This is a genomic window from Nonomuraea purpurea (assembly GCF_042650645.1).
In the GTDB taxonomy this organism is placed as follows: domain Bacteria; phylum Actinomycetota; class Actinomycetes; order Streptosporangiales; family Streptosporangiaceae; genus Nonomuraea; species Nonomuraea purpurea.
On sequence record NZ_JBHSBI010000008.1, the window covers coordinates 200,421 to 225,405 of the forward strand.

At 71.0% G+C, this 24,985-nt stretch carries 21 protein-coding genes and 1 pseudogene; 12 read left to right on the forward strand and 10 right to left on the reverse strand.

Features of this window, described 5'->3' with window-relative positions; genetic code table 11:
* Positions 1 to 2 precede the first annotated feature (2 nt).
* From ACFOY2_RS17880 to ACFOY2_RS17895, 4 genes are read right to left on the reverse strand one after another with little or no spacing between them, the layout of a single operon-like run.
* Positions 3 to 1,040, reverse strand: a complete 1,038-nt coding sequence (locus ACFOY2_RS17880) for an alcohol dehydrogenase catalytic domain-containing protein (RefSeq protein WP_379529169.1) — start codon at positions 1,038 to 1,040, stop codon at positions 3 to 5.
* A 14-nt stretch (positions 1,041 to 1,054) separates the two neighbouring features.
* Positions 1,055 to 2,962: a hypothetical protein gene (locus ACFOY2_RS17885; RefSeq protein WP_379529170.1), complete on the reverse strand. Its 1,908-nt coding sequence runs from the start codon at positions 2,960 to 2,962 to the stop codon at positions 1,055 to 1,057.
* Complete coding sequence (locus tag ACFOY2_RS17890) at positions 2,950 to 3,951, reverse strand: hypothetical protein (protein ID WP_379529171.1); 1,002 nt, start codon at positions 3,949 to 3,951, stop codon at positions 2,950 to 2,952. The genes ACFOY2_RS17885 and ACFOY2_RS17890 overlap by 13 nt, the downstream gene beginning before the upstream one ends.
* The gene (locus ACFOY2_RS17895; RefSeq protein WP_379529172.1) at positions 3,938 to 5,371 is read right to left on the reverse strand and encodes a hypothetical protein; all 1,434 of its coding nucleotides are present in this window, start codon (positions 5,369 to 5,371) and stop codon (positions 3,938 to 3,940) included. Before ACFOY2_RS17895 ends, ACFOY2_RS17890 begins: the two co-directional genes overlap by 14 nt.
* A 290-nt stretch (positions 5,372 to 5,661) precedes the next feature.
* On the opposite strand from ACFOY2_RS17895, the gene ACFOY2_RS17900 reads away from it, so the two are divergent.
* The 3 genes from ACFOY2_RS17900 to ACFOY2_RS17910 all read left to right on the forward strand — a co-directional run bounded on the left by ACFOY2_RS17900 (position 5,662) and on the right by ACFOY2_RS17910 (position 10,460).
* Positions 5,662 to 6,963, forward strand: a complete 1,302-nt coding sequence (locus tag ACFOY2_RS17900; RefSeq protein ID WP_379529173.1) for a DUF4407 domain-containing protein — start codon at positions 5,662 to 5,664, stop codon at positions 6,961 to 6,963.
* The gene (locus tag ACFOY2_RS17905) at positions 6,953 to 8,566 is read left to right on the forward strand and encodes a serine/threonine-protein kinase (protein ID WP_379529174.1); all 1,614 of its coding nucleotides are present in this window, start codon (positions 6,953 to 6,955) and stop codon (positions 8,564 to 8,566) included. Before ACFOY2_RS17900 ends, ACFOY2_RS17905 begins: the two co-directional genes overlap by 11 nt.
* Positions 8,567 to 8,651: 85 nt before the next feature.
* Positions 8,652 to 10,460 carry a cytochrome c oxidase assembly protein gene (locus tag ACFOY2_RS17910; RefSeq protein WP_379529175.1) on the forward strand — a complete coding sequence of 603 codons (1,809 nt, stop codon included), beginning with the start codon at positions 8,652 to 8,654 and terminating at the stop codon, positions 10,458 to 10,460.
* A gap of 118 nt (positions 10,461 to 10,578) precedes the next feature.
* Here ACFOY2_RS17910 and ACFOY2_RS17915 read toward each other — a convergent pair whose 3' ends face one another.
* Both ACFOY2_RS17915 and ACFOY2_RS17920 read right to left on the reverse strand, forming a co-directional pair.
* On the reverse strand, positions 10,579 to 11,412 hold the full coding sequence (locus ACFOY2_RS17915; protein WP_379529176.1) for a protein phosphatase 2C domain-containing protein: 834 nt from the start codon (positions 11,410 to 11,412) through the stop codon (positions 10,579 to 10,581).
* A gap of 67 nt (positions 11,413 to 11,479) precedes the next feature.
* Complete coding sequence (locus tag ACFOY2_RS17920; protein WP_379529177.1) at positions 11,480 to 12,109, reverse strand: hypothetical protein; 630 nt, start codon at positions 12,107 to 12,109, stop codon at positions 11,480 to 11,482.
* Between the two features lie 142 nt (positions 12,110 to 12,251).
* Between ACFOY2_RS17920 and ACFOY2_RS17925 the strand changes: the two genes are divergently transcribed.
* Positions 12,252 to 12,593 (forward strand): hypothetical protein, encoded by a 342-nt coding sequence (locus ACFOY2_RS17925; protein WP_379529178.1) that lies wholly within the window; start codon positions 12,252 to 12,254, stop codon positions 12,591 to 12,593.
* Positions 12,594 to 12,808: 215 nt separating this feature from the next.
* Positions 12,809 to 14,431: an ABC-F family ATP-binding cassette domain-containing protein gene (locus tag ACFOY2_RS17930; protein ID WP_379529179.1), complete on the forward strand. Its 1,623-nt coding sequence runs from the start codon at positions 12,809 to 12,811 to the stop codon at positions 14,429 to 14,431.
* 86 nt (positions 14,432 to 14,517) lie between these two features.
* Here the strand turns inward: ACFOY2_RS17930 and ACFOY2_RS17935 are convergent, their stop codons facing one another.
* The 3 genes from ACFOY2_RS17935 to ACFOY2_RS17945 all read right to left on the reverse strand — a co-directional run bounded on the left by ACFOY2_RS17935 (position 14,518) and on the right by ACFOY2_RS17945 (position 18,544).
* Positions 14,518 to 16,758: a hypothetical protein gene (locus ACFOY2_RS17935; RefSeq protein ID WP_379529180.1), complete on the reverse strand. Its 2,241-nt coding sequence runs from the start codon at positions 16,756 to 16,758 to the stop codon at positions 14,518 to 14,520.
* Positions 16,759 to 16,856: 98 nt separating this feature from the next.
* The gene (locus ACFOY2_RS17940) at positions 16,857 to 17,624 is read right to left on the reverse strand and encodes a hypothetical protein (RefSeq protein ID WP_379529181.1); all 768 of its coding nucleotides are present in this window, start codon (positions 17,622 to 17,624) and stop codon (positions 16,857 to 16,859) included.
* Positions 17,621 to 18,544, reverse strand: coding sequence for an ABC transporter ATP-binding protein (locus tag ACFOY2_RS17945; protein WP_379529182.1), 924 nt, complete (start codon positions 18,542 to 18,544; stop codon positions 17,621 to 17,623). Before ACFOY2_RS17945 ends, ACFOY2_RS17940 begins: the two co-directional genes overlap by 4 nt.
* Before the next feature lie 203 nt (positions 18,545 to 18,747).
* On the opposite strand from ACFOY2_RS17945, the gene ACFOY2_RS17950 reads away from it, so the two are divergent.
* From ACFOY2_RS17950 to ACFOY2_RS17960, 3 genes are read left to right on the forward strand one after another with little or no spacing between them, the layout of a single operon-like run.
* Positions 18,748 to 19,899, forward strand: coding sequence for a sensor histidine kinase (locus ACFOY2_RS17950; protein ID WP_379529183.1), 1,152 nt, complete (start codon positions 18,748 to 18,750; stop codon positions 19,897 to 19,899).
* Positions 19,896 to 20,546 carry a response regulator gene (locus ACFOY2_RS17955; protein ID WP_379529184.1) on the forward strand — a complete coding sequence of 217 codons (651 nt, stop codon included), beginning with the start codon at positions 19,896 to 19,898 and terminating at the stop codon, positions 20,544 to 20,546. The genes ACFOY2_RS17950 and ACFOY2_RS17955 overlap by 4 nt, the downstream gene beginning before the upstream one ends.
* A gap of 13 nt (positions 20,547 to 20,559) precedes the next feature.
* On the forward strand, positions 20,560 to 21,048 hold the full coding sequence (locus ACFOY2_RS17960) for an NUDIX domain-containing protein (protein ID WP_379529185.1): 489 nt from the start codon (positions 20,560 to 20,562) through the stop codon (positions 21,046 to 21,048).
* A 19-nt stretch (positions 21,049 to 21,067) separates the two neighbouring features.
* Here ACFOY2_RS17960 and ACFOY2_RS17965 read toward each other — a convergent pair whose 3' ends face one another.
* On the reverse strand, positions 21,068 to 21,865 hold the full coding sequence (locus ACFOY2_RS17965) for an SDR family NAD(P)-dependent oxidoreductase (protein WP_379529186.1): 798 nt from the start codon (positions 21,863 to 21,865) through the stop codon (positions 21,068 to 21,070).
* Positions 21,866 to 21,920: 55 nt separating this feature from the next.
* Between ACFOY2_RS17965 and ACFOY2_RS17970 the strand changes: the two genes are divergently transcribed.
* The 4 genes and pseudogenes from ACFOY2_RS17970 (at position 21,921) to ACFOY2_RS17985 (ending at position 24,985) form a co-directional block, all read left to right on the forward strand.
* The gene (locus ACFOY2_RS17970; RefSeq protein WP_379529187.1) at positions 21,921 to 22,517 is read left to right on the forward strand and encodes a TetR/AcrR family transcriptional regulator; all 597 of its coding nucleotides are present in this window, start codon (positions 21,921 to 21,923) and stop codon (positions 22,515 to 22,517) included.
* A gap of 143 nt (positions 22,518 to 22,660) precedes the next feature.
* Positions 22,661 to 23,053, forward strand: coding sequence for a GntR family transcriptional regulator (locus ACFOY2_RS17975; RefSeq protein ID WP_379529188.1), 393 nt, complete (start codon positions 22,661 to 22,663; stop codon positions 23,051 to 23,053).
* Between the two features lie 128 nt (positions 23,054 to 23,181).
* Positions 23,182 to 23,991, forward strand: a pseudogene (locus tag ACFOY2_RS17980) (ABC transporter ATP-binding protein); the annotation flags it as partial.
* Between the two features lie 19 nt (positions 23,992 to 24,010).
* Complete coding sequence (locus tag ACFOY2_RS17985; protein WP_379529190.1) at positions 24,011 to 24,985, forward strand: ABC transporter permease; 975 nt, start codon at positions 24,011 to 24,013, stop codon at positions 24,983 to 24,985.

Consider the following 24,985-nt stretch of genomic DNA (forward strand, 5'->3'; position numbering starts at 1 on the left):
TCTCATGGGGCGAACGACAGCAGCACCTTGCTCGACCCGCTCGCGTCGGCCGCCTGCTTGAACGCCGCCGTCGCGTCCTCCAGCCCGAAGACCGAGGTGATGATGGGGGAGAACCGCCAGGGTTCGGCTTCCATGATCTCCAGCGCCTCCGGCATCTCGTGGTAGAAGCGGCTGGAGCCGGCCAGGGTCAGCTCCCTGGTGACGGCGAGGTGCAGCGGCGCCGTCACGCCGCCGGCCGGCAGGTGCCCGACGTTGACGAGGGTCCCGCCGGGGCGCAGCGCCGTCAGGGCGGCGACCAGGCCAGCGGGTGAGCCCGAGGACTCCACGGCGACGTCCGCGGCCGGGACGGGCGCGCCGGAGCCCACGCGGACCGTGTGCGTGGCCCCCACCCGCATCGCCTGCGCGAGCGGCTCGTCGAAGACGTCGGTGACGGTGATCGTGGCGGCCCCGGCCGCGCCCGCCATGGCGACGCTCAGCAGGCCGATGGGGCCCGCGCCGACGACGAGGACGTCGGCGCCCTCGACGCGGCGGCCGGTCTGCCGTACGCGCCGCAGCCCGTGCAGCACCACCGAGGCCGGCTCGGCCAGCGCCGCCGTCTTCATGTCGAGCCCGCCGGGGATCGGCACCAGGCGGTTCGCGGGCACGACGAGGCGTTCTGCGAAGCCGCCGTCGGTGTGCGGGACGCGGGCGGCGCTGCCGAGGTAGCGCAGGTCGTCGCAGAGGTTCTGCTCCCCGCGCAGGCAGTGGTCGCAGCCGCCGCACACCTGGGCCGGATGCACGGCCACACGGCGGTCGGCCGGCGGCCCAGAACCGTCGGCGGCCGGCTCGGCGACCACGCCGACCACCTCGTGCCCCAGCACCATGGGCGCGCTCACAACGAAGTCGCCGACCCGGCCGCTGCGCCAGTAGTGCAGGTCGGAGCCGCAGATGCCGCCGTAGACGACCTCGACGACGGCCTCGTTCTGGGCCGGCGCCGCCAGGGGCCGCGTCTCGACCGCCATCGTCTCCGGCCCGGACACGACGAGCGCTCTGGTGTCCACTCAGATCACCGCCGTCAGAAACGCCATAGCCACCACCACACGATAAGGCCCGCCGCCGCCGCGACGACGGCGGCGATCGACACGCCGATCAGGATCTTCCCGGCGACGGGGGGCGGACGCCGCCGGAACCACTTCTTCCTGCCACCGCCGTCGTCCTCGGGGGCGGCCATCCGGCCGAAGGCGTCCTCAGGGGTGGCCATCCGGTCGAGGCCGTTCTGGACGTCGTCGGCCGTGGGCGTTCCGATCAGGCCCTGCTCCCGCATCGCGCCGGCCGCCGCCGCCCGCAGCAGGGCCGAGGCCGTTCCCGGCGCGCTCTCCACCACCATGGCGAGCAGGAAGGTCTGGGGCGGGCGGTCCAGGTTCGGCAGGATCTCCTCGATGTCGGCCGAGGTGAGCTGCCGGCGGTAGCTCATCCAGAACATGTCCCGGTGGGCGCGGACGCGCTCCGCAGCGTGGCAGATGGAATCGATCGTCTCGATGAGGTAGCGGTGCCGCGTCAGCGCGTGCTTGACGGCCTCCATGCCGCGCGGATCCTCGGGCAGGGCGCGGCGGTCCAGTTCCTGGAGGGCGATGCTCAGCACGTTGCGGTTGCGGGACTCGACGGTGATGTGGCACAACTCGTCCTCCGACATGGGAGCGAGGACCGTCTGCAGGTGCTCGGGGCCGCGCAGGTTCGCCAGGAGCAGCCGGCCGGACGGGGCGCTACGCGACTGGATCTTGCCCAGCGCGGCCACCAGCGCCGGCGGCAGGCTGAGCTCGGGGTCCAGATCGAGCAGCATGTCCTCGACGTCGGACGCGCGCATCCGCTCGGTGTACAGCAGCCGCAGCACCTGCTCGTAGAAGGTCCGCACGGCGACGAAAGCGGCCGGCCGGTTCGGCGGGTGAATCGGGTTGGCCCTGATGAAGGCGCGACAGGCCTTGCGATCCCGGTCCGTCACGCGGGCGGGCGCCCGCCGCGCCAGTTGCGCGATCAGGGTGCCGAGCCGCTGGTCGTCGCCGTTCGCGATGCTCTCAAGGCACTCCCGCAGCAGGTCCTGGACCGACATCGGGGTCTGCCGCGCGACTTGGACGGGACGGCCGCCGCGCAGCATGGACGCCGCTGCGGTGCGATGGGAGACGTTCTCGAAGTCACGCGGCTCGGTCAAGGTGGCGAGCCCTCTCATCAGCTCGCAGAGGTCCTCGCCCTGGTAGCGTGCCAGCTCCTGTTCGTATAACTGCGCCTGCGGCGGGTACTCCGCGGGCGCGTCCTCCCAGGGCAGCTCCCACGTTTTGCGGGTGGGCGGCACGTCGGAGAACGACAGGCGGATCCGGTGTATGGAGGCGCTGTTGGTCCAGGTGGAGACCGCCAGCGTGGCGCGGAACCCGTACGGGAGCAGCGCCGCCACCGCGTCCAGGAAGTCCAGCCGCTGCTCCATGGGCAGATGGTCCGCCCCCACCACGCACACGGGCCGTCCGGTGAGCAGCAGCGCCGCCGCCCGCCGTGCCGTGGCGTTCACCTCGCGGGCCAGACGGCGTTCGTCGTAGGGCGCGGGGGAGAGCTGGAAGGGCGCCTCGCCGGAGAAGTTCTCCTCCAGCAGCGCCTCGAACAGGGCCCGGTACGACACCGGCTCGGCGACGGCGTCCGCCCAGCGGGCGCAGACGTAGTACGTCATCGCGTACGGGCGCTGGAAACCGTCCTGGGACTCCGGCTCGACCTGGAAGGACAACCCCAGCCACGGCTCGGCGTCGGGGCCGGCGGCGAAGTGGCTGGTCGCCACCCGGGGCAGCGCCTTGGGCTCCATCGTGCCCGAGGTGAACGCCTTGAGCCACGTGCCGAACTCGCCGCTGGTGATCGCGCCCGTGCTGCAGCCGACCACGCCGTAGTCGTCCAGGCTCTCCGGCGTCTTGCCGAGGATCGCCCAGTGGGCGGTCAGCCGTCCCATCGTCTGCTCCTCATCGCGCCGGGCCGGATCATGCTGCCGAGCCAGATCACGGGCTCCATGACGTTCAGGGGACGCACGGCCCCGCGGATCGTCAGCCCGCCGCCCGCGTTGTCGATGACGTTCAGGAAGTCGTCCGGGTCGAAACGGCCGTGGTCCTCGTCGATGAACACGCCCACGGAGGACGTCACGAAGTACCTGATGCGGTCGGCGTGGAAGAACGCCTCGATCAGGTCGACGATCATCTCGGCGTTGTGGTCCTGGGCATCGCGGCACAGCAGCCGGAAGAAGTCGCGCACCCGGTCTTCAGGCACACGGGGGATGCGCAGGTCGTCGCGGGGGTCCCGCTCCGTGTACCCCCGTTCCATCGCGGTTCTCAGCACCTTCGGGTCGTCGAACTTGGTGACGCAGACCGCGATGTAGTGGGGCAGTTTGCCGTCCTCGTACTCGTCGCCGGTCAGCATCCGCCCGGCGACCTCGTGCAGCGCGGCGTCCAGGTGCTTGAAGGCGTCGCCGACCCTGGCCTCCCGGTCAGGGTCGAACATGTAGATCAGGCCGCGGCTCTGGACCAGGCTGTCGACCAGGGTCTTCTTGTCGATGTTCGACTCGGGCTCGGCGAACAGGTCACCGCGCAGGTCCAGGAAGTCGAGCTTGACCTTCGGCGCCTTGGCCGTGCGCGTCGCCCACGGCCACCACCACCGTCTGCGCGGCGCCGGCGCCGGGCCGAGGATCAGCCAGCTGTAGTGGGTCAGCGCCTCGGTCGGGGCCGGGAACGTACGCGCCTGCAGCAGCGTGTTGCGCAGCTTCGCCAGCTCCGTCCTGGACACCGCGTTCTCCCCGATGAGCCGCCAGCCGGAGTCGCGGGCCTTGTTCAGCGCGACGCTCAGTGCCGCGAGGAAGGCGGTCTTGCCGCTGCCCGAGGCCCCCCACATCGCGATGTCGGGCTCGCGGTCGCGCTCGCCGTCGCCGGGGGTGGAGTCACTGTCGGCCACCGAGGTCCTCATTCTGGGAGACGAAGGGAAGGGAGAGCGCGCCGGCGGACGGCGTCACCAGGCCGAGCCGGATCGCGAGTTCCTCCGCGTTGACCGCGTCCACCTGGAACAGCGCCGCCGAGCCGAGCCGATGCCAGGGGGAGGAGCGGGTCGCGGGCGGGCTGTCGCAGATGGCCGCGCTCCTCAGGCCGTGCCGCTGTTCCAGCTCGCGCAGCAGGTCCAGCCAGTGGTACCGCCAGGGGCAGGGCGGAACGCGGTCGAGAGCGGATCCCGGAGGCGGATGCGGGGGCCGCGCCCCGATGGTGAGCAGCGCCGCCCGCGTGCCGCCCGGCTCCGGGAGCAGCCGCTTGCGCACCTCCGCCAGCACGTCTTCGAGCTGGGCGGCGTTCGGGTACGTCGGCTCAGTGGGCCGCAGGGACTCGAGCGCGGCCCGCGCCTGTGCCGTGGAGGCCGACCAGGCGGCCAGAGTCGGCCGGGATCTGTCCGCGTGCCTGGTGCCGAACACGTGGGTGCCGTACCCCACGACGGACACCTGGAGCTGCTGGGGGTCGGGAACGCGCTCGGCGAGCAGGTCGATGACGTAGCCGGCCCAGTGGGAGCGCGCCTCGAACTCCTTCGCCGTCCCCGAGGTCTCTATGGCGCACACCAGGTGGGCGGGCCGGGGCGCGGAGCGCAGCCGGGCAGGCAGCGCGGCCACCACGTCCGCCCACGCACGCGTGTCAGGCCGCAGGCCGGGGATCTCGGGGAAGCGGACGACGCCGGGGCGCTCCAGCACCGCCCGCAGCAGGTGCCGTCCCGGCGAGAGCGGCGCGTGGTCGACGGACACCAGCCCGGACGGCTGCAGCGGCCCCGACCAGGCGGAGATCGCCAGCAGCAGGCCGCCCGTGTCGGTGCAGGTGACGGTCACATGGGCGTCCTCGCCCGGCTTCGCGCCGGAGGCGAAGAGCGGCCGTCCCGCCAGTTCGAGCCGGCCGTCGGCGCGTTCCCTGGCCACGACCAGGTCGTACGCGTGACGCAGGGGCGTGCCCGCGATCACCTCGGCGAGCAGGTCCCCGACCTTGACCCCGGACGCCTCGACGACCGGGGCCGCCGGACGGCGCTCCCGCAGCGCGCGCAGCGCCGCCTCCTGCTCGGGGCCGTCGGCGGAGCACGCCACCACCACCGGGTCGCCCTCGTCGGCGGAGATCAGGTCGCCGGCGACCCTGAGCACCGCGTCGAAGACCTCGTCGCCGGAGGAGGTCAGGGTGGACCATTTGGCCGAGGCTCTGCGCGTGTAGTACGGCGTGCCGATCTCGTCGATCCGCACCTCGAAGATCCGTATGCCGGCGGCGTCGATCTCCACGACGTCCAGCCGGTTCCTGAACGAGCCGATCAGATCGGCGAGAGCGCCCCGCAGCCCGCCATCTGCGAAATGGTTCAAAGAATCTCCCCGCCCGTTTTAAGCCTTTATTCGTTATGAATCCTCTTATGCGTAAATAAGGGCAGATTGTCCGATAATTGTGTGATTTTTGGTGGTTTGCGGTTGGCTGTGGGGGAGCCGTCCGTGGCGGGCTGTCGGACACAACTTCCGTGAGTTGCCATCTGTCCTCTTGCGATAAATCAGGATTGCCGGTTGTTTATGGTAGTCAGTGGATTACTCACGGGGTAGGGCGTTCGGCGCCTTGTCCTCTCCTCCCGGAGCCGCGCGTGGTCGGTAGATGGTTGATCGTCTTGTCAGGTGCCCGTGCGGACGTGCTGGAGCAGTGCAAGGGGGAGCGCGCCAGGTTTCACGGCCTCGGCGGCGCCATCCTGACCACGGCCTGCATCGCCGCCATCTCCATGACGTTCGCGCTCGCCTCGGCGCTCAAGGTGTTCGCGCCGCTCGCCGTCGTGATCGGCCTCGTCTGGGGTGTGGCGATCCTGAGCCTGGACCGGTGGCTCGTCACGTCCCTGCCGACACAGGGCGGACGGCGCTTCTGGCTCGCCCTGCCCCGCGTGCTCCTGGCGCTGCTGCTGGGCGCCGTCATCTCCACACCGCTGGTGCTCCAGATCTTCAAGCCCGAGATCGACGCCGAGATCGTCGACATCCAGCAGGAGAGGACCGACGCGTTCATCCGCACGCAGCAGGGCGGCGAGACCGGTCAGCGCATCGCCGAGTTGGAGAAGTCCGCGGCGGCCCTGCAGGCCGTGATCGCCTCCCGCGGTGAGAGCCCGCTCGATCCGGCGGCCGACTCCCGGATCCAGGAACTGACCAAGTCGCGCGATCAGGCGGTCAAGCAGCGGGACAGGTTCTACCAGGAATGGCAGTGCCAGCTCTACGTCGGTCCGCCCAAGTGCGCGAAGAAGGGGCCGGGGCCGCTCGCGGACGCGGCGGAGCAGGCGTACATATCCGCCCGTGACCGGGCGAACGACATCGACGCGCAGATCGCGCAGCGCAGGAAGCAGCTCAGCGTCACCCAGGAGGCCGGAAAGGCGAGCAACCTGGCCCAGGCGGAGCGGGACCTGCGCGGCGTACAGGCAGAACTGGACAAACTGACCAAGCAGCAGGCGGGCCTCAGAGACGGCTTCGCCACCGAGAACCAGGGATCCGACGGCCTCATGCTGCGACTGGAGGCGCTCGGCCGAGTGTCGCAGGACAACGCGACGCTCAACATGGCCAGGCTCCTGCTGTTCCTGTTCATCCTGCTCATCGAGTGCCTGCCCGTGCTCGTCAAGCTGATGCAGCGGCCCGGCAGCTACGACACGATCGTGGCCGTGCTGGAACGGCGCGAGGTCAACGCGGCCATCGACCAGATCCACGACGCCGACAGGCGTCCGCCGCCCCGGTCCGACTGGCGGGACGGCACGACCCGGCCGTACACCGCCGACGAAGCGCGTACCGACGTCCTCTACGACCAGCCCCCGCCCGCCGACCACCACGAGGGCAGAAGCTTCGAGGACGAGGCGCTGCGCGGCCTCAGGGACGACCGCGCCCCCCGGACGGCGGGCCACGACCGGCAGGCCCAGTACGCGGGGATGAACGATGATTGGTGATCACATCGCCGGCCGGTACGTCATCGAGGAGGAACTGGGCAAAGGCGGCATGGGACGGGTCTGGCGCGGCCGGGACCTCAAACTCGGCCGCCTGGTGGCGCTCAAACAGGTGCGCGCCGACGTCGGACGACTTCCCGAGCTGAGGAAGCGGGCCGAACGGGAGGCGCAGGCGCTGGCCCGGATCGACCACCCGGGCATCGTCCGGGTCCTCGACGTGCTCGACCACGACAACGGCCCGTGGATCGTGATGGACCACGTGCGGGGCGTCATGCTCGGCGCGCTCATCAAGCAGGCGCCCCTGTCCGAGCCCGCCGTCGTGCGGATCGCCGCCCAGGCGCTCGACGCGCTCGCCGCCGCGCACGACGTCGGGGTGCTCCACCGCGACGTGAAACCGGACAACATCCTGCTCACCGCCGCCGGCAAGGTCATCCTGGTCGACTTCGGGATCGCCCACATCGAGGGGCACGAACACATCACCACGCTCGGCCAGGTGATCGGCACCCCGGACTTCATCGCCCCGGAACGCCTGCGGGGCGACTCGGTCGGCAAGGCGGCCGACCTGTGGTCGCTGGGCGCCACCCTCTACACGGCCTTGGAAGGGCGTCCACCCTTCCAACGGGGCAACGAGGTGGCCACCAGGTTCGCCATCCTCAACGATCGTCCGGATCCCATGACCCGGACGGGACGGCTCGCGTCGATCATCGATCGGCTGCTCGCCAAGAGTCCGGCGAATCGGATGACGGCGGGTGAGCTGGCGGTGCGGCTGGAGCGGGTCGACGCGGGAGAGCGGTGGAGGCAGCCCCCGCCTTTCCAGGCTCCCCAGGGGAACGGGGCCGGGAGGACGTCGGATTCTTCCGGCGCTTCTGGCAGGGGCGGCGGTGCCTCTGAAGGTAGCGGCGCCTCCAGATTGTGCGGCGGCGCCTCGAAGGGGAACGGCTTCTCTGAAGGGAGCGGCTTTTCCCGGGGGAGCGGCTTCTCTGAAGGGAACGACGTCTCCAGGAAAAATGGTTCTTCCAGGGGAAATGGCGCGGAGTCGGGCGGCAGCGCCCGGTCTGGCGAGGGTGCGGCGGCGCAGCGTGTGCGCCGGGCGCTCGCCGTCGCCGGTCCCGCGGAGAGAGGGTCGATGGTCCTCACGCTGACCGCCGCCGAGGCGGCGGTGCTCCTCGCCGAACGGTGGCAGTTGTTCACGACCGCCGCGGTGGAGGAGATGTGCCGTCAGGCCGCGAAAAGCGCCAAGATCCTGCAGATGCTGCTCCCGCGCCGTGTGGGCTGGCTGCTGGACCAGGTACGCGACCCGAACCTCGTGGCCGAGGTCGTCCTGGCGATGGACCCCCACCACCGCGGACGCGTGCTCGGCAACATGCACGACCGGCATTCCGCGGCCGCCATCGAGGCGATGGCCGCCGTCGACACCCTCCAGACCGGCCTGGCCGTCGCCGCCATGCCGGAGGACCCCGCCGGTCAGGCGCTCGGCCGCCTTCCGCCCGCGACGATCGCCGGGCTGCTCGCGCACTGCTCGCATGCCTCCCGCGACCGGCTGCTGCCGCTGCTGCCGTCCGCGACCCGCGAGGACGTCGAGCGCAGGCTGACCGCCGAGAAGTAGCATCACGCACCCGGGCGACGAAAGAATTTCTACAAGGCATAGAAGATGCCTGAACCGGGCCCGTCCACGCCGCGTACCTCCAGACATGCGTTCCAGGGCGCCGCTGCTGTACATGGCCTGCGTGGTGAGCGCGGGGTTGGTGGTGCTGGTCGCCGCGGTGGGGTTCGGCGGCGCGGGTGCGCAGCCCGCGATCGCCGGACTGCCCACCGCCGGCCCGATCACCGAGTGGGGCCTGCCGCTGGTCAGGTTCTGCTACAACCTGTGCGCGGTGGCCACCGTGGGGACGTTGCTGGCCGCCGCCGTCCTGGCCCCCGCCGGTTCGCCTGAGAAGCCCCGGTGTGTACGGATGGCGCGTCGTTGGGCGCTCGGCTGGGCGGTCGCCGCGGCGCTCAGCTACCCGCTGACGATGTCCAACGTCCTCCCGCTGCCGGTCACGGACCTGCTGGCCGACCCCGGCCTGCTCCGCTACGGCCTGACCATCCCGCAGGCGCGGGCCATGTTGCCGGTGCTGGGCGCGCTCGGCACGGTGGTGCTGGCCACGCGGGTGCCCCGGCTGCCCGGGTGGGTGCCGCTCGCGATCGCCGTGTTCGGGCTCCTGCCCCCGCTGTACGTCGGCCACGCGGCCTCGGCCGCCGATCACGACCTCGCCGTGTCCGCCCTGGTGGCGCACCTGATCGCGGTGTCGGTGTGGGCCGGCGGCCTGGGCGCGGTGGTCGTGCACTTCCGCCGCTCCCGCGATCTGGCGATCGTGCTGTCCAGGTTCAGCACGATCGCTTTGTGCTGCTTCGCGGGCGTGGCCGTGTCCGGTCTGGCGAGCGCCTGGGTGCGGCTGGGTGCCGTGTCCGACCTCTGGCAGAGCGAGTACGGCCAGTTCCTGCTGGCCAAGACGGGCACGCTCGCACTGCTCGGCCTGTTCGGCTGGACCCACCGGCGCCGTACGGTCGCCCGCGTCGCCGATCGCGGCGTGCGCCACGTCTTCGTCCGGCTGGCGGCGGGCGAGATGATCGTGATGATGGTGGCGATGGGGCTGGCCGTCGGCCTGGCCAGGACCCCGCCGCCGGCCGCGGGTGGCGACGACGGCAGGCACGACCGCATGCTGGAGTACGACCTGGCGCCCTTCAGTCCCGGCGCGTTGTTCACCGAACTCCGCCCCGATGCGCTGATCGTGCTGCTGCTGGCGTTGCCCGCCGTCGGCTACCTGGTCGGCCTGCGCAGGGCCGGTTCCTGGCCGCCCGGCCGCACGGCGGCCTGGTACGCGGGGCTGGCGTTGACGGCGCTGGCCCTGGTCGGCGGGGTCGGCGGCTATGCGCGGGCCATGTTGTCGCTCTACGCGCTGCAGCACGTCGTTCTCGCCGTGGTCGCGCCGCTGCTGCTCTGCCTCGGCGCTCCGCTCACCCTCGCCGCGCGGGCGACCACCGCTTCCTCGCAGTACGGCGACGCATGGCTCAAGCCGCGCGGGCTGACGTTTCTCGCGGTCCTACCGCCCGTCTATATGGTGGCATTTCCGCTTTTATATCGAACTGGTTGGCTGCCGTGGTCTTTGTCCAGCCACGCCGGTCATCTGCTGACCGCGTCCCTGTTCTTCGGCGCCGGAGTGCTGATCCTGTGGGTCCTGGTCGGAGCCGACCCGCTGCCGCGCCCGATCTCCCGGCGGGTGCGCCTCGCACTGCTGGCGGGAGTCATGCTGGTGCAGGCGGCCGTGGGCCTCTTCCTGCTGCTCGGCCCGCCGGTCGCGGCCGAATGGTTCTACCTGGTGACCCCGGAGAACGCCCCGGACCTCGTCAGTGACCAGCGGCTGGCGGGGCTTGCGTATCTGCTTGCGCTCGCTCCTCTGGCCGCACTCGCTCCCGGGCTTCTGCGGCCCGCGCGCGCCCTTCTGACCGCATCAGCTTGACGACGCCGAAGACGAACGCCGAGCCCACCACAAGGGGAGGCAGCAGGGCGGACACGATCTCGAACACGGCATCTCCTGGTCTTTCTACTGCATGTAGAAAATATCGTACGCCGTTGGCCTACCGGCCAGGACGGCGGATGGGCAGATAGACGGCGGCGAGGTCGTCGCGCTGCTTCGCCCGGGGCCAGCGTTCACCGGCCGGGTCGCCGGCCTCCGCCGCGCGTACCCGGTCGAAGAGCCGCTCGGGGGCGGCCGAGTCCAGGAGGTCGAGAGCGTCGGAGAACGTGCCGAGGCCGAATTCGACGAACCGGGTGGCGCCATCCGACAGCAGGGCGATCCGCCGCACCCGCGCGGCGGGGAACGTCCCGGTCAGCGCCTCGTATGCGGCTTGCGGGTCGTTCGAGGCGATCGGGTAACCGTCGGGCCGCTTGTTCCGCATGCGCCGCTGGTGTTCGACGTACCGGATGCGCGCGGCCTGGTGCTCCGGCGTCCCGGTGGGCAGGGCGGCCATGGCCTTCCACAGGTCGGCGCCCACCGCGTCGATCCGCCGGTCGCAGACCATGACGATCTCGCCGGCGACGTCGGCGACCAGGGTGGAGTCGCCGAGCACCAAGTACTCGACCTGCTCGGCCGCGTGCCGCAGCATGACGACGGTGCTGGACGGCGTGCCGGGATGAAGCGGGTCGCAGGAGAGCTCGTGCCTCTCGGCGACGGAGCCGATGGCCTGCGCGAGCGCGGTGGTCAGCGGGGTGCGCGGGTCGCGCATGCCGGCCAGGGCCGTGTCGCCGAGCTCGCCGACGTACCACGGAGTGCCGTGGTGACAGCCTGTGGGGAGCTCGGACGGGCCGCCGGCGCCGTCGAGCAGCACGGCGTGGGCGGACGTTCCGAAGGTGACGCCCACGTAGTCCTCGTTCGGCCTGCCGTCGCGGCCGGGGCGGGTGTCGAGGTACAAGCGCGCTCCTTCGGCTGGGCTACCAGGTCACAGGGAGGCACTGTACGCCGTATCGCCCTGGCCGGGATCAGTACCCGTATCCGGTCTGCGTGGTCGACCAGCGCATGCCGCCGATCAGGTGCTCCACGTAGCTCGCATCGCTCACCGTCGCCGTGAGGTCCACGTACGGACGGCTGCTGAAGGGGCGTTCGCGCAGCAACACCCACGTCCGGTACTCGGACAGATCGGCCGGCCCCTCCAAGCCCGCGAACTTCTCCCGCTCTCCCGGCTCCCAGGGCTCATCCGGGTCGTCGAACGCCGAGACCTCGCTCCAACTCGGAACGTTGTGAACGGGGCTGACGGAATGGGACGTCACGATGGTGGCGGCGCGCCGATAGAAGTCCGCCGGGTCGTACCCGGGGGTGCGCCCTCCGCGCTTGAGCCGGTAAAGCTCGTGGAATTCCTCCCCGCGCCGCATGCCCATGACGACGTCCTTGCCCCGTTGGGCGGAGAAGGGGTATCGGTCCCCTCTGCCGTCTCTGGAGGCTTCGTTGCGCAGATACCCGTTCTTCAGCAGGAACCAGGCGTCCACCAGCAAGGCCAAGGGGAAAGCTGCCTCGTCGGAGACAAAGGGGACGTCCGGGTTGATGATGTGGACTCGTGCGCGGAGCGTCGAGCCTTCAACCGCGTGGATGGACACGGTGAAGATGTCAGTCATGAGGGCCTTCCTATGGATTGTGGTGGCGCGCCAAACAGTAGGCATTCCCACCGACAAACCTCAGCGGATCCTCAACAGGTTCTCAACATCTCCCGCCTTACCTTTCTCTCGTCGATCAACATGAGAAGAGAGGAAGACCGTCATGACCACCGCCTTCACTCGCCTCCGTACCGGACTCGCCGCCCTCGCCGTCACCGGTGCCGCCGTCGGCGTTCTGTCGGCCGCTTCCCCGGCGAACGCGGCCACCGCCCAGAGCGTCACCACCGCGGCGGGCACGGCTCCGGGATGTGTGGCGCGCTACGTCGCCAAGCCGGTCGGGACCATCGTGCTGCGCAACAAGTGCGGCAAGACCATGCGCGTCAAGGTCATCGTCAAGCGGGGGCCCGACAGCCCGTGCTGGACGGGTTTCCGGCCGGGCCAGGTGCGGGTCTGGAAGTGGCTCGACTCGACGTTCGCGTCCTACCAGAAGACCGTCACCTGCTGAGGGCCGCCGCGCGCACGCTGATCGGGTAGCCTGGGCGCGTGCATTTGTACTTCCTCTGAGGACGACCGCCTCGGCCGCCTGTGACGTCCCTGCTCATTCCTGTTGAGCGGGTCTCCGGGCGCGGCCGAGCGCATCTGCCGTCGTCTCTCACTTTCCAGGCTCCGCCTCGCCACGCCATGCGCCGAGGCGCGCGCGAGCCTGCTCTCGGAGGAAGTATGTCCACCCCCACTGCTCTACCGGCCCGTGCGCGGGCCCATCTCAACGCCACCGACCTGCACCTGGCCCGTGGTGGCCGTCCGGTTCTGACCGGCGTGGACCTGACGGTCTCTCCCGGCGATCGGCTGGGCGTGGTCGGCGAGAACGGCCGCGGGAAGACCACGCTGCTGCAGGTGCTCGCCGGAAGCCTCGTTCCCGACGCGGGCACGGTGCACCGGGCCGGCACGCTGGGCGTCGCCGACCAGGAGATCCCGGTCGACCTCGGCCGCACGGTCGGCGACCTGATCGACGTCGAACTCGCCCAGGTGCGCGCCGTCCTCGGCGCGTTCGAGTCGGCCGTCCTCGCGCTCACCGAGGAACGCCCGGGTGCCGAACAGGCTTACGCGGACGCGCTCGAAGCCGCGCAGTCCCTCGACGCGTGGGACGCCGACCGCCGCGTCGACATCTCGCTCGCCGCGCTCAACGCGGTGGACGACCGTTCCCGGCCGCTGGCCGACCTGTCCGTCGGGCAGCGTTACCGCGTCAGGCTGGCCTGCCTGCTGGGCGCCGGGCACGACCTGCTGCTGCTGGACGAACCAACCAACCATCTCGACGCCGACGGCCTGGACCACCTGACCGCCCGGCTTCGCGCACATCCCGGCGGGGTGGTGCTGGTCAGCCACGACCGCGCGTTGCTGGCCGACGTCGTCACCACGGTCCTGGACCTCGACCCGACCAGTGACGGGCGTCCCCGGGTCTTCGGCGGCGGATACGCCGGATACCGGGAGGGCAAGCGCGCCGAACGCGAACGCTGGGAGAACGCCTACCGGGATCAGCAGAGCGAGCGGCAGCGGCTCGCGCAGGACCTGTCCGCGGCGCAGAACCGGCTGTCCACGGGGTGGCGGCCGGAGAAGGGAACCGGCAAGCACACGCGCGCGACGCGGGCGCCGTCACTGGTCCGGGCGGTTCACCGCCGGCAGGAGGAACTGGAGGCGCACGTCGTCGACGTGCCCAAGCCGCCGATGCGGTTCCAGATGCCGCCGCTGGAGGCGCCGCCAGGGGTGACGCTCCTGCGGGCGGAGGCCGTCACGGTGCGCGGCAGGATCGACGCGCCTCGTTCGGTGCACCTTCGGGCCGGCGACCGCCTCGTCATCACGGGTCCCAACGGCTCGGGCAAGTCCAGCCTGCTCTCCGTGCTCGCGGGGAAGCTGGCGCCCGATTCGGGGGACGTGCAACGCAAGCGGGGCGCGCGGGTACGCCTGCTCGCGCAGGAGTCGCCGCCGCCGTCGCGGCGACGCGCCTTCGAGGTGTACGACGCCGCCGTGGGCCGCCTCGTCAGCTCGAAGGAGCTCGACGAGGCCGAGGTCCTCGGGCTCACCCAGCTCGGGCTGCTGCCCTCCGGCGCCGCCCACAAGCCGGTGACGGAGCTGTCGGTCGGCCAGCAACGGCGGCTCGACCTGGCCCTCCTGCTGGCGGCACGGCCCCAGGTGGTGCTGCTCGACGAGCCGACCAACCACCTGTCGATGACCCTGGTCGAGGAGCTGACGCAGGCGCTGGCCATGACGGGAGCCGCCGTCGTGCTGGCCACCCACGACAGGCAACTCCTGCGCGACACGGCGACCTGGCCCCGGCTCCACCTCTGAACCCGCCGCGATGCGAACGCGGCGCGGGCCATGACCGGCGCCGCGTTCGCTCCGCCGGTCATGGCGGCGGGAGCTCGGTCCGTGGCTCACTTGCGGTAGACAATCTCCTTGTCGCCGGGAGCCGGGTAGGCCATGATCAGCAACCGCTGGGCGGCCTGCTTCTCGCCCTTCCAGGGGAACCAGGCGTGGTGCACGCGGATCCGGTAGTGCCCCGCGCGGCCGTTGAGCGACAGATCGGGCAGCTCGGTGCCGCTGAGGCTGTCGGAGAGCACGATCTTGCCCGTGGGGCTGTGGTAGCCGACCTCGACGACCTTGTCCCAGCCCTTGGTCTCGACGGGCGGGCGGCGCGCGTAGGTTTCGACGGTGGTGCAGAGGTCGAAGTCGGGGTCCGTGATGACGACCAGGGTGCCGGGTTCCGAGGAGACCAGCCCGTTGCGGGGGTCCAGGTTGGGTTCGTCCTCTTCGCCCTCGTACGTCTGCAGCACCCCGTAGTCGGTCCACTGGGGCTTCTTGATCCGGATCGCCTTGGCCGGCTTGATGCGCGGCCGGTGACGCGGCGTCGCATCGCACACCCGCTGGGCCTCCGCCTGGAGCTCCGCGACCTCCCGGTTCTGCTCGGCCCGCTCGGCCTTGATGACGGCGGCGGCGCTGGGGCAGATGCCGGCGATCGGGTTGGTCAGGGCCTGGCGGGTGGTCTTCCAGCGGGCCAGCTCCCGGACGTCGTTCCTGGTGTACAGGTCGCACATCCGGCGTCCGAAGGCGAGCACGACGGGGTCGGGCGCGGCGGCGGAGAACTGGGGTAAACCGGTGCCCGGGCTGCGCAGAAAGCAGATGAACCTCTTCTCCGGGGTCAGCTCGTGGGGCTCCTCAGGTTCTTCCACCTCCCAGGGTGCGGGCGGCTCACACTCCTCAGCGGTGGTCACGGGGCCGGGGGCCTGGTCCGCCGCCGGGAGGAGGCAGAGCGCGACGGACGAGGCCAGGCCCGCCACGAGCACGCGGTGGCGGACGCGTCGGGCGGGCCGGTCGGCGTACCCGAACAGCAGGACGAGAGCGGAGGCGGTGAGCGCGAGGCCGAACCACAGCGGGGAGATCCCGGCGGAGACGAGCGCGCCGTCCTTGACGAACAGGCTGTGCGGATAGAAGGGCAGCTCCCCGTGGAAGTCGGAACTCGCCTCGATGGACGCGCTCACGACCCCGACGGCGGCCAAGAGGAACAGGGTCAATGCGGTGAACCGCAGCACGGCCTGGGAACGGCGCGTGACGGCGATGAGGATCAGGAGCGCAGGGACGCCGAGGCCCACCAGGAGGTCGAGGACGAACCAGACGACGAGCAGCTCGAAGCTGCTGATCTCCCGCACGGCCTCCCACAGGACGATCTTCGGCCCGAGCCAGAACGGCGTCCCCTGCGAGAGGTTGACGGCGGCGGGGACCAGCGGGAGCACGATCGCCGCCGCGGGCAGCGGCCATCGCCGTGCGGGCGCCCGCACGGGCCGGGGCGCCGGGGGCAGGAGGCTGCCCAGGTCGTGCGCGGATCGGGCAGCCCAGACCATCCAGAAGACCGACAAGGCGTCGAAGAGGTGGTAGAACAGCAGCGTCCAGGGCACCTCGTTCGCGAAGCCGAACGTGAAGAGCTCGCTGGGCCGCAGGAGCGACATGACCACCCCGACCACGCCGATCCGCACGGTCGTCCGGCTCCAGCGCGGATCCCGCGCCTGGGCGGCCAGCAGCGACACCGCCCACGCCGGCCAGATCAGCTCCTGCGCCAACTCCAGGGCGAACCCTGCTTCGTCCAGCTCGAAGCCGACGTTGACGACCAGGTCGTGCACCCCGGCGAGCGCGCCCGTCACGAGGATGAGCAGCCGCAGCCATCGAGGGGTGGTGCCGCGCAGCACGCGGAAGAACAGCCACGCCATGGCCAACTGGATCACAGCGAAGACCGGCACGAACCACCAGGCGAAGACCGGCCCAAGCCACGAGGCGAGCTGGAACGCCAGGACCAAGACGAGCAGGCTGAGCCCGGCCATGACGTAGAGCGCGACCCGCAGCAGGCGGACCTCCCCGCCGTGCCGCGCCGGCGCGCGGCGTTCCGGGCCGCGCAGAATCTGCAAGAGCGCCCATGCCTGCGCCGCCGCGACCAGGACCAGCACGACTATGAGCAGCCCCCACGGCCGGACGTCGTCCCTCGAGAAGCCCTGCCGGTCCACGACGACCGTCCAGATGAGGCTGACCTCGCCGGTGACCTGCGCGACGACGGCGAGGACGACCACGGCGACCAGGTAGACCGCCGCGAGGGCGGCCGCGACGAGGCCGAAACGGTGCCGGCGCATGGGGACACTCCTGGGGGGCGAGGTGAGGAGCGAAGCGCCCAACCTTAACGAGCCGCCGCCACGTCGATCAAACGTCAGTTCGGTAACGAGGGGTGTGGTCAGGCGTCGCGGCGTTTCGTCGTCACCACGGCCACCCCGAGAAGGGCGAGCGCGACGGCCGCGTAGTACGCCAGCGCCCACCATGGGCCGAGCACGGAGGTCGACGGGGCAGGGGCGGGCGGGCCCGTCGGCGCCATGGCGGGATCGGGGGCGCCGATGAGGAACTGCTTGCCGACGTTGAACGGCAACCACCGATGGATCTCGACCCCGGCGCCGGGCACCGCAGGCACCAGGGCCTCGGCGAACATGGCATACCCCAGCAGCAGCGTCAGGGCCGCCGCGGTGTGCCTGACCATCGTGCCGACGGCGACCGCGATCACGGCGGCTACGGCGTAGTACGCGGCCAGGCCCGCCACGTTCCGCCAGTCGGCCCCCGTGTCCAGGGCGAGGTCGGCCTCCGGCGCCATCAGGGCCGAGGCGCCGAGCGCCCCGAACGCGGATACCAGGCCGATCGCCCCGGACACGAGCCCGGCCACGGCCGCCTTGGCGGCGAGCACCGAGCCCCGTCCCGGCGCGGCCAGGAACGTCGCCCTGATGGTCTCGTAGCGGTACTCCGTGGTGACCGAGGCCATCGCCAGCGCCAGGATCGGCGCGATGCCGAGCTGGAACCCGGCCTGGCTGACCCCGACGGTGACCGTAGAAGGATCCTCCGCGGCGCCCGCGACCAGCGCCGCGAACACGACGGGGACGATCACCGCGGCGGCGGCGAGCACCTTGGGCGCGGGGGTGGACAGAAGCTTGATGCGTTCGGCGGCGACGAGGTTCACCGGCCGGCCCCTTCCTGTTCCTGGACGGCCTGGTAGTCCAGCGCGTCGCCGGTCAGCCGCATGAACGCCTCCTCCAGCGACCCGCGCAGGAGGCTCAGTTCGTGCAGCACGACCCCGTTCGCGGCGCACATCTCACCGATGAAGGAACTCTCCGCGCCGGTGACGATCAGCGCGCCGTCCTCGTCGTGGACGGCCGCCCCCTCGCCTTCCAGCAGCGCCCGCAGCCGGGCCGCGTCCGGCGTGCGGACCCGGACGCTGCTCTCGGTCGCACGGGCGACGAACTCCTCCACGCCGCACTGGGCGATCAGCCGCCCGCGTCCGATGACGATCAGGTCCTGCGCGGTGAGCGCCATCTCCGACAGCAGATGACTGGAGACCAGCACGGTACGTCCCTCATCGGCCAGCCGGTGCATGAGCCCCCTGATCCACCGGACGCCCTCCGGGTCGAGCCCGTTGACCGGCTCGTCGAACAGCAGCACCTCGGGATCGCCCAGCAGCGCGCCCGCGATGCCGAGCCGCTGCGCCATGCCCAGCGAGAAGCCGCCCGCGAGCCGGTCGGCGGCGGGGGCGAGCCCGACCGCCTCCAGCACCTCCTCGGCCCGGCCCGCGGGAATGCCGTTGGACCTGGCCAGCCAGCGCAGGTGGGTGCGGGCGGAACGGTTGGGATGCACCCAGGCGGCGTCGAGCAGGGCCCCGACCGTCCGCAGGGGACGGCGAAGGTCCCGGTACCTGCGGCCGGCGATGAGGGCGTGTCCCGCCGTGGGGTTGTCCAGGCCGAGGATCATCCGCATCGTGGTGGATTTTCCCGCGCCGTTCGGGCCGAGGAAGCCGGTGACCCGGCCGGGCGGGACACTGAAGGACAGGCCGTCGACCGCGACCGTGTCCCCGTACGTCTTGGTCAGGCCGACCGCCTCGATCATGATCGGCCCCGCCCGTCGCACGACAGCCGTGTTCTGTTTCGCGCTCGTGTTCTGTGTCGCATGGGACGCACTCTGCCGCCGCTCCGCGTGGGAACGCCTCGGCCAGGAGTCGATGCGGAGGGCTCGCGAGCTGCGACTTTCGTAGGGGGCGGCGTGTCGAACGGACCGCGTCGACGGGTGCTGCCCGCGCATACGCTCGACACGTGGGAAGTACGCCGTTCGAACGCCGCGTGCTCGGCGAGGCCGTCCGCGTCGTCGATCGCGTGGCCCCGTGGGCCGTCGGCCTGACCGTGGCCGTGTTGTCGATCCTTCTGCCGGCCGCCGACCAGGCGTTCGATCCGGTGCGGGCGCTGTTCGCCGTCGCGTGCGGCGCGGCGGCCTGGGCGGGACGCGGGCGGCACTGGCCCCTGATCGTGCTGGGCGCGGCGGCGTGGCTGCTGTTCGGCCAGTGGCACGTCTTCACCGCCGCGACGTACTACGTGGTCACGGCCGCGCCGTGGCGGCGCTTCGTCCCGGCTTACGTGGCGGCCGTGACCGTCCTCGTCGTCGCACGGCACGGCCTGCCGCCGCAGGACATGGGGGCGGTCGGGGCGCACCTCGTCTGGGCGGTCGCGCTGCCCCTCGTCGCGGGCCTGTGGGTGGGCGCGCGCCGTCAGGTGCTCGCCGGGCTGCGCGAGCGCGCCGAGCGGCTGGAACGCGAGCAGGCCGCCAGGGCCGAGCAGGCGCGGGCACAGGAGCGTACGCGGATCGCGCGCGAGATGCACGACGTGGTCGCCCACCGGGTGTCGCTCATGGTGCTGCACGCAGGAGCTCTGGAGGTCAGCGTGCCCGACCAGCGCACGGCCGCCGAGATCGCGAACATCAGGGCGACGGGCCGGGAGGCCCTGGCGAACCTGCGCGAGGTGCTCGGCCTGCTGCGCACCCCCGAGTCCCTCGACGGCCACGCCCCGCCGCCGACGCTCGCCGACCTCGACCGGCTGCTCGGCCAGTCACGCTCCGCCGGGCTGCGCGTACGGCGCACGGACGAGGGCGAGCCCGGGCCGGTGCCGGAGGCCGCGCAGCGCGCCGCGTACCGGGTCGTGCAGGAGGCGCTCACCAACGTGCACAAGCACGTGGGGGAGTGCGACGTCGACGTCGTGCTCCGTCACTCGCCCGGGACGCTGGAGGTGATCGTGGAAAACGGCCCGCCCACGGCCGAGCCCCTCGCCGGGCCCGTTCCCGGGTGCGGCCTGGGGCTGGTCGGGCTGCGTGAGCGGGTCGCCCTGCTCGGCGGCCACTTCCGTACGAGCGCCAAACCCGGCGGCTTCACGGTCACGGCCGGCATCCCCACCCAGCCCGTCAGGGAGAGGGCATGATCAGGGTCCTGGTCGTCGACGACGAGCTCATGGTGCGCTCCTGGCTGCGGATGATCCTGGAGTCGGCCGGTGACATCTCCGTCGTCGCCGAGGCGGGCGACGGGGACGAGGCGGTCGCCACGGCCGCCCGCTGCCGTCCCGACGTCGTGCTCATGGACGTGCGCATGCCCGGCACCGACGGCCTGGCCGCCGCCGCGCGCATCGCGTCCGCGCCCGGCGCGCCGAAGATCGTCATGCTCACGACGTTCGACCTCGACGAGTACGTGCACGAGGCGCTGCAGGCCGGCGCCGTCGGGTTCCTGCTGAAGGACACCCCGCCCGGCGACCTCGCCGCCGCCGTCCGCACGGTCGCCGCCGGGAACGCCATGCTCGCCCCCACCGTGACCAGGCGGCTGATCAGCACGTTCGCCGAGCGGCGCGACACCTCGAAGTCCGAGGTTTCCCGGCGGCTCCTCGACGAGCTGACCGGACGCGAACACGAGGTCGTCCTCGCCGTCGCCCGCGGCCTGTCGAACCGGCAGATCGGGCGCGAGCTGTCCATGACCGAGCCCACCGTCAAGGCGCACGTCAGCCGAGCGCTGGCCAAGCTGCGCCTGGAGAACCGGGTGCAGGCGGCCATCCTCGTGCACGACGCGGGCCTGCTCTGACAGAGTGGCCCGCATGTCCGAAAGTGAGGACCGTTTCTTCGCGGCCGTGACCGCGCGCCGCCTGGTCAGGGTCAGCGTGCGTTCGATCATCCTGGACGGGGACCGTGTGCTGCTGCAACGCCCCTCGGACGCGCCTCCGGGGCGCCACTACGCCTTCATCGGCGGCGAGTACGAGATCGGCGACACCTTCGAGGAGCGGCTGCGCAAGGAGATCGACGAGGAGACCAACGCCCGTCTGATCGACTGGCGCTACCTCTTCGTGGCCGAGAACCGTTTCATTCACAACGGCCACCGCGTCCACGCTCTGGAGCACTACCTGCTGGCCACCATCGACCGCGTCGACGTCGCCAGTCGTGAGGAGCTTCTCGTCCAGGAATGGGTGCCGCTGGCCGACCTGGCCACGACCGACGTGCGTCCGTACGCGGTCCGGGACGTCGTGGCCGCAGGACGCCACCACGAAACCCGGCACCTCCTCATCGACGGCTGGTCTGAGCAGCACTGACATGTCGCCTCCTGGGCGGTCAGCCGGTTGAGGCCGACGCCAGCTCCCTGACGGTCTGCTCGAAACGCCGCGCCTGCTTCGCATCCACGGCGAGGTCGATGGGCTTGCTCTTCTTCCACGCGGTGAGCGGCTCGGCCGGCGGCCGGTCGATGAGCGCGGCGATCGGCGGCACGGCCTTGGCCACGGGCTGGGCGAACAGCGCCGACACCGCCCGTACGACACCACGCAGTGGCTGCTTGAAGGGCTCGTGCAGCGATGTCGCCACGAACACCGGGTTGTAGAGCACGTACTTCACCCGCTCATCGGCGTAGGCCATGCCCAGCAGTTCGCTCGCCTTGGCTCCCTGCATGGTCGCGGTGGCTCCCCGGTAGTTCGCCTCCAACTGGAGGTCGTCCCAGTGGATCCGGCCCCCCTGCCCGGCGCCGCACAGGTTGACGATCACCGGTGCCGGCGCCTTACCCATAGGTTCCCGCAACCCTTCCGCCATGAGCCAGCGGTTAAGAACATAAAGGGCGAATGTGTGCTCGAAACCCTCATCAGTCCTGATCCGCGAGGGGTTGAACCTGAACGCGGCCAGCACCAGGGCGTCGATCGCCGGGTACTCGGCACTGAGCCGTTCCACGAGGTCCCTGGTCTGGTTGACGGAGCTGAGATCCGACCGGACGAAGTGGGCCTGCGGCACCTCCTCGCGCAAACGGCGTCCGCCCGCTTCGCTGCTCCCCACGGCCACGACCTGGTCACCGGCCTGCGCGTAGTGGCGAGCCAGTCCGAGGCCGATACCGCTGGTGCCGCCTGTGATCACGATGGTGCGACCCATAACTTGAGGCCCCCCTTAACTTGAGATTGACCTCAACTTAGCTAGGCTTGCCCGTATGCGCAAGGACGCCGTACAGAACCGCGAGAACCTCCTGCGAGCGGCCCGGGAACTTTTCGCGGACCGAGGGCTCGACGTACCCCTGGAAGAGATCGCGCGGCGGGCCGGGGTGAGCATCGGGACGCTCTACAACCGCTTCCCCACCCGCGACTCCCTCGTGGCGGCGGTCTTCGCCGACCGGGTGGCGACCGTGGCCGAACTGGCAGAGCAGGCGCTGGCGATGGACGACCCGTGGGAGGGATTCGCCGCGTTCCTCACCGGCGTGTGCGAACTGCAGGCGGCCGACCTCGGCTACAACGACCTCGCCGTACGCGGCGCGGCCCTGGAAGGAGACCGAGGGTACGGCCTGATGCGCGAACTCCTCCGGCGTGCCCAGCGCTCCGGGGACGTGCGCGACGACGTCACGCTCACGGACATGGCCTTCGTGGTCTGGGGGGTAGCGGCCACCGTCAAAGCCACGTACCAGGTCTCGCCGGGAGCATGGCGCCGTCACCTGGCCCTGACCCTGGACGGCCTGCGCGCCACCGCCGCCCACCCCCTGCCGGTCCCACCCATGTCCACAACCCAGACCCGGGCCGCGATGCACTCCTGCTGAAGCGCCCTGGCCCAGGGTGCGTCCTCGCTCTGGTCCTGCGCGTCGGCTGTCGAGCGCCGGCGCGCTGCTGGGGTGGGCGAGTTGACAGGGATGGATGACGTCTCCCATCATTCCACTATTCAATTAGAGAAAGGGTGTTGGTGGTGATCGACTTCCACCTCGACCCGGGTTCTGGTGTGGCGACGTATCTGCAACTCGTGCATCAGGTCAAGCACGCCCTGCGACTGGGCGTGCTCGTGCCGGGCGATCAGCTTCCGACCGCCAAGGAGGTCGTCGAGAGGCTCGCGATCAACCCGAACACGGTGCTCAAGGCGTACCGCGAGCTGGAACGCGAGGGTCTGGTCGTCGGCCGTCCCGGGCTGGGCACGTTCGTGCAGCGGTCCCTGGGCGGCGCGTCCCTGTCGGAGCACACCCGGCTGCGTGGCGATCTGGCCCGGTGGGTGCGCGACTGCCGGGCGGCAGGGCTCGACCAAGAAGACATGCAGGCGCTGTTCACCTTGGCGCTCACCGACTCCTTTCGGGAGGAGACCGCATGACGGGGGAACACACCGCACCGATGTCCGCCCACTCGACGACAAGCCCGGCGGTCCTGGAGGCCACGGGGCTCGGTAAGCGCTATCGGGGCACATGGGCGTTACGCGACTGCTCGCTGGCCGTCCCCGCCGGGCGGGTGGTCGCACTCGTCGGGCCCAACGGCGCGGGCAAGTCCACACTGTTGCACCTGGTCGCCGGCCTGATCGCCCCCACCCAAGGGGTGGTGCGGGTTTTCGGCGAGCCGGTCGGGCAGCGGTCGTCGGCCCTGGCCCGGGTGGCGTTCGTGGCCCAGGACAAGCCGCTGTACGACGGGTTCACCGTCGCCGAGATGCTACGTTTCGGCCGCCTGCTCAATCCGCGCTGGGACGACGCCCTGGCCAGGCAGCGGGTGATGGAGCTGGACATTCCGCTGAACCGCAAGGTCGGCAAGCTCTCCGGAGGCCAGCAGGCACAGGTCGCGCTGAGCATCGCCGTGGCCAAGCAGCCGGAGTTGCTGGTCATGGACGAGCCGCTGGCCAACCTCGACCCGCTGGCCCGGCACGACGTCATGCGCTCCCTCATGGCGGCGGTGGCCGAGACCGGGCTGACCGTGGTGCTGTCCTCTCACGTGGTGTCCGACCTGGAGGAGACCTGTGACTGGCTGATCGTGCTCAACCGCGGCAGGGTCCAGGTCAGTGGCGACATAGACGATCTGCTCGCCGCCCACCGGGTGCTGTCCGGCCCGGCCGCACTCGCCGACACGGTCACGGCCCGGATTCCGGTGATCAGCGACAGCCGTACGGAACGGCATGTCACCCTGCTGGTCCGCAACGGTCAGGGAGCACCGACGCTCGACCCGCGCTGGAACGCCCGCGGCGTGAACCTGGAAGAACTGGTGCTGGCCTACCTGCGCCGGCCCGATGCCGCCTCACTGCCCCGCCCGGTCCTCATCGATTCCTGAACTCCAAGGAGACGTAGACGTGTTGTGGCTTACCTGGCGGCAGCATCGCATGCAGGTGCTGGTCACCACGGCGCTGCTGGCCGCCATCGGCGTCACCCTGCTCATCAACGGTCTGGGCGCGGCCGACTTCGCCGCACGGAACACCCAGGCGGCGATTGACTGCGCGTCTGCCCCTGGGACGGACGCGTGCGCCGTCTACACCGGCGGGATGATGGAGTGGATGTGGTCGGTGGGAGAGATCTTCGGCTGGCTTCCGCTGCTGGCCCCGGCGTTGATCGGCGCTTTCTGGGGCGCTCCGTTGCTCGGCCGCGAGTTCGAGCGAGGCACGCACCAACTGGCCTGGACCCAGTCGGTGTCGCGAAGCCGCTGGCTGGCGGCCAAAGTCGGCGGACTCGGCTTCCTGGTGACGCTCGGAGGGCTGGCGCTGGGCGGCGCCGTGAGCGCGTGGCTCGCCGTTTTCGACAGCGCCGAATTCCCCGTCAACTTCCTCAGCCAGAGCTGGTTCCGGCTTGTCGGCATCGTTCCTGCGGCCTGGTGGCTGTTCGCGTTCGTGCTGGGCGTGGCCATGGGTGCCGCGTTCCGCCGGACCGTGCCGGCGATGGCGCTGACCCTGGCGATCTGCGCGGGCCTGTTCTTCGGGCTCCGCACGGTCCAGCCCATGTACGCCAACCCCCAGTTGGCCGTGCAGACCACCGTCGTCAACGACGTCGTTCCGGATGACGTCCTGACACTGAACCTCTACTGGATCGACAGAAACGGTTCGGTGTTAACCGGCCCCGACATGGATCTCGCGCTCGCCCGGCCCTGCGGGACGGACCCGACTGCGGCGAAGTACGACGAGTGCTCTTTCAAGCAGGGTTACCGGCAGGTCACGGTATTCCAGCCGGCGGACAGGTTCTGGCGATTCCAGTGGACCGAGACCGGCATCCTGCTCATCGCCGCGGCCGTCGTGGGCGGCGTCACCGTCCGACGCGCCCTGCGACCGCGCATCTAG

Coding starts and splice junctions, on each gene's coding strand:
- ACFOY2_RS17885 (WP_379529170.1), bottom strand. CDS start 2,962: ATGGGACGGCTGACCGCCCACTGGGCGATCCTCGGCAAGACGCCGGAG.
- ACFOY2_RS17905 (WP_379529174.1), top strand. CDS start 6,953: ATGATTGGTGATCACATCGCCGGCCGGTACGTCATCGAGGAGGAACTG.
- ACFOY2_RS17910 (WP_379529175.1), top strand. CDS start 8,652: ATGCGTTCCAGGGCGCCGCTGCTGTACATGGCCTGCGTGGTGAGCGCG.
- ACFOY2_RS17920 (WP_379529177.1), bottom strand. CDS start 12,109: ATGACTGACATCTTCACCGTGTCCATCCACGCGGTTGAAGGCTCGACG.
- ACFOY2_RS17925 (WP_379529178.1), top strand. CDS start 12,252: ATGACCACCGCCTTCACTCGCCTCCGTACCGGACTCGCCGCCCTCGCC.
- ACFOY2_RS17930 (WP_379529179.1), top strand. CDS start 12,809: ATGTCCACCCCCACTGCTCTACCGGCCCGTGCGCGGGCCCATCTCAAC.
- ACFOY2_RS17935 (WP_379529180.1), bottom strand. CDS start 16,758: ATGCGCCGGCACCGTTTCGGCCTCGTCGCGGCCGCCCTCGCGGCGGTC.
- ACFOY2_RS17945 (WP_379529182.1), bottom strand. CDS start 18,544: ATGATCGAGGCGGTCGGCCTGACCAAGACGTACGGGGACACGGTCGCG.
- ACFOY2_RS17955 (WP_379529184.1), top strand. CDS start 19,896: ATGATCAGGGTCCTGGTCGTCGACGACGAGCTCATGGTGCGCTCCTGG.
- ACFOY2_RS17960 (WP_379529185.1), top strand. CDS start 20,560: ATGTCCGAAAGTGAGGACCGTTTCTTCGCGGCCGTGACCGCGCGCCGC.
- ACFOY2_RS17965 (WP_379529186.1), bottom strand. CDS start 21,865: ATGGGTCGCACCATCGTGATCACAGGCGGCACCAGCGGTATCGGCCTC.
- ACFOY2_RS17970 (WP_379529187.1), top strand. CDS start 21,921: ATGCGCAAGGACGCCGTACAGAACCGCGAGAACCTCCTGCGAGCGGCC.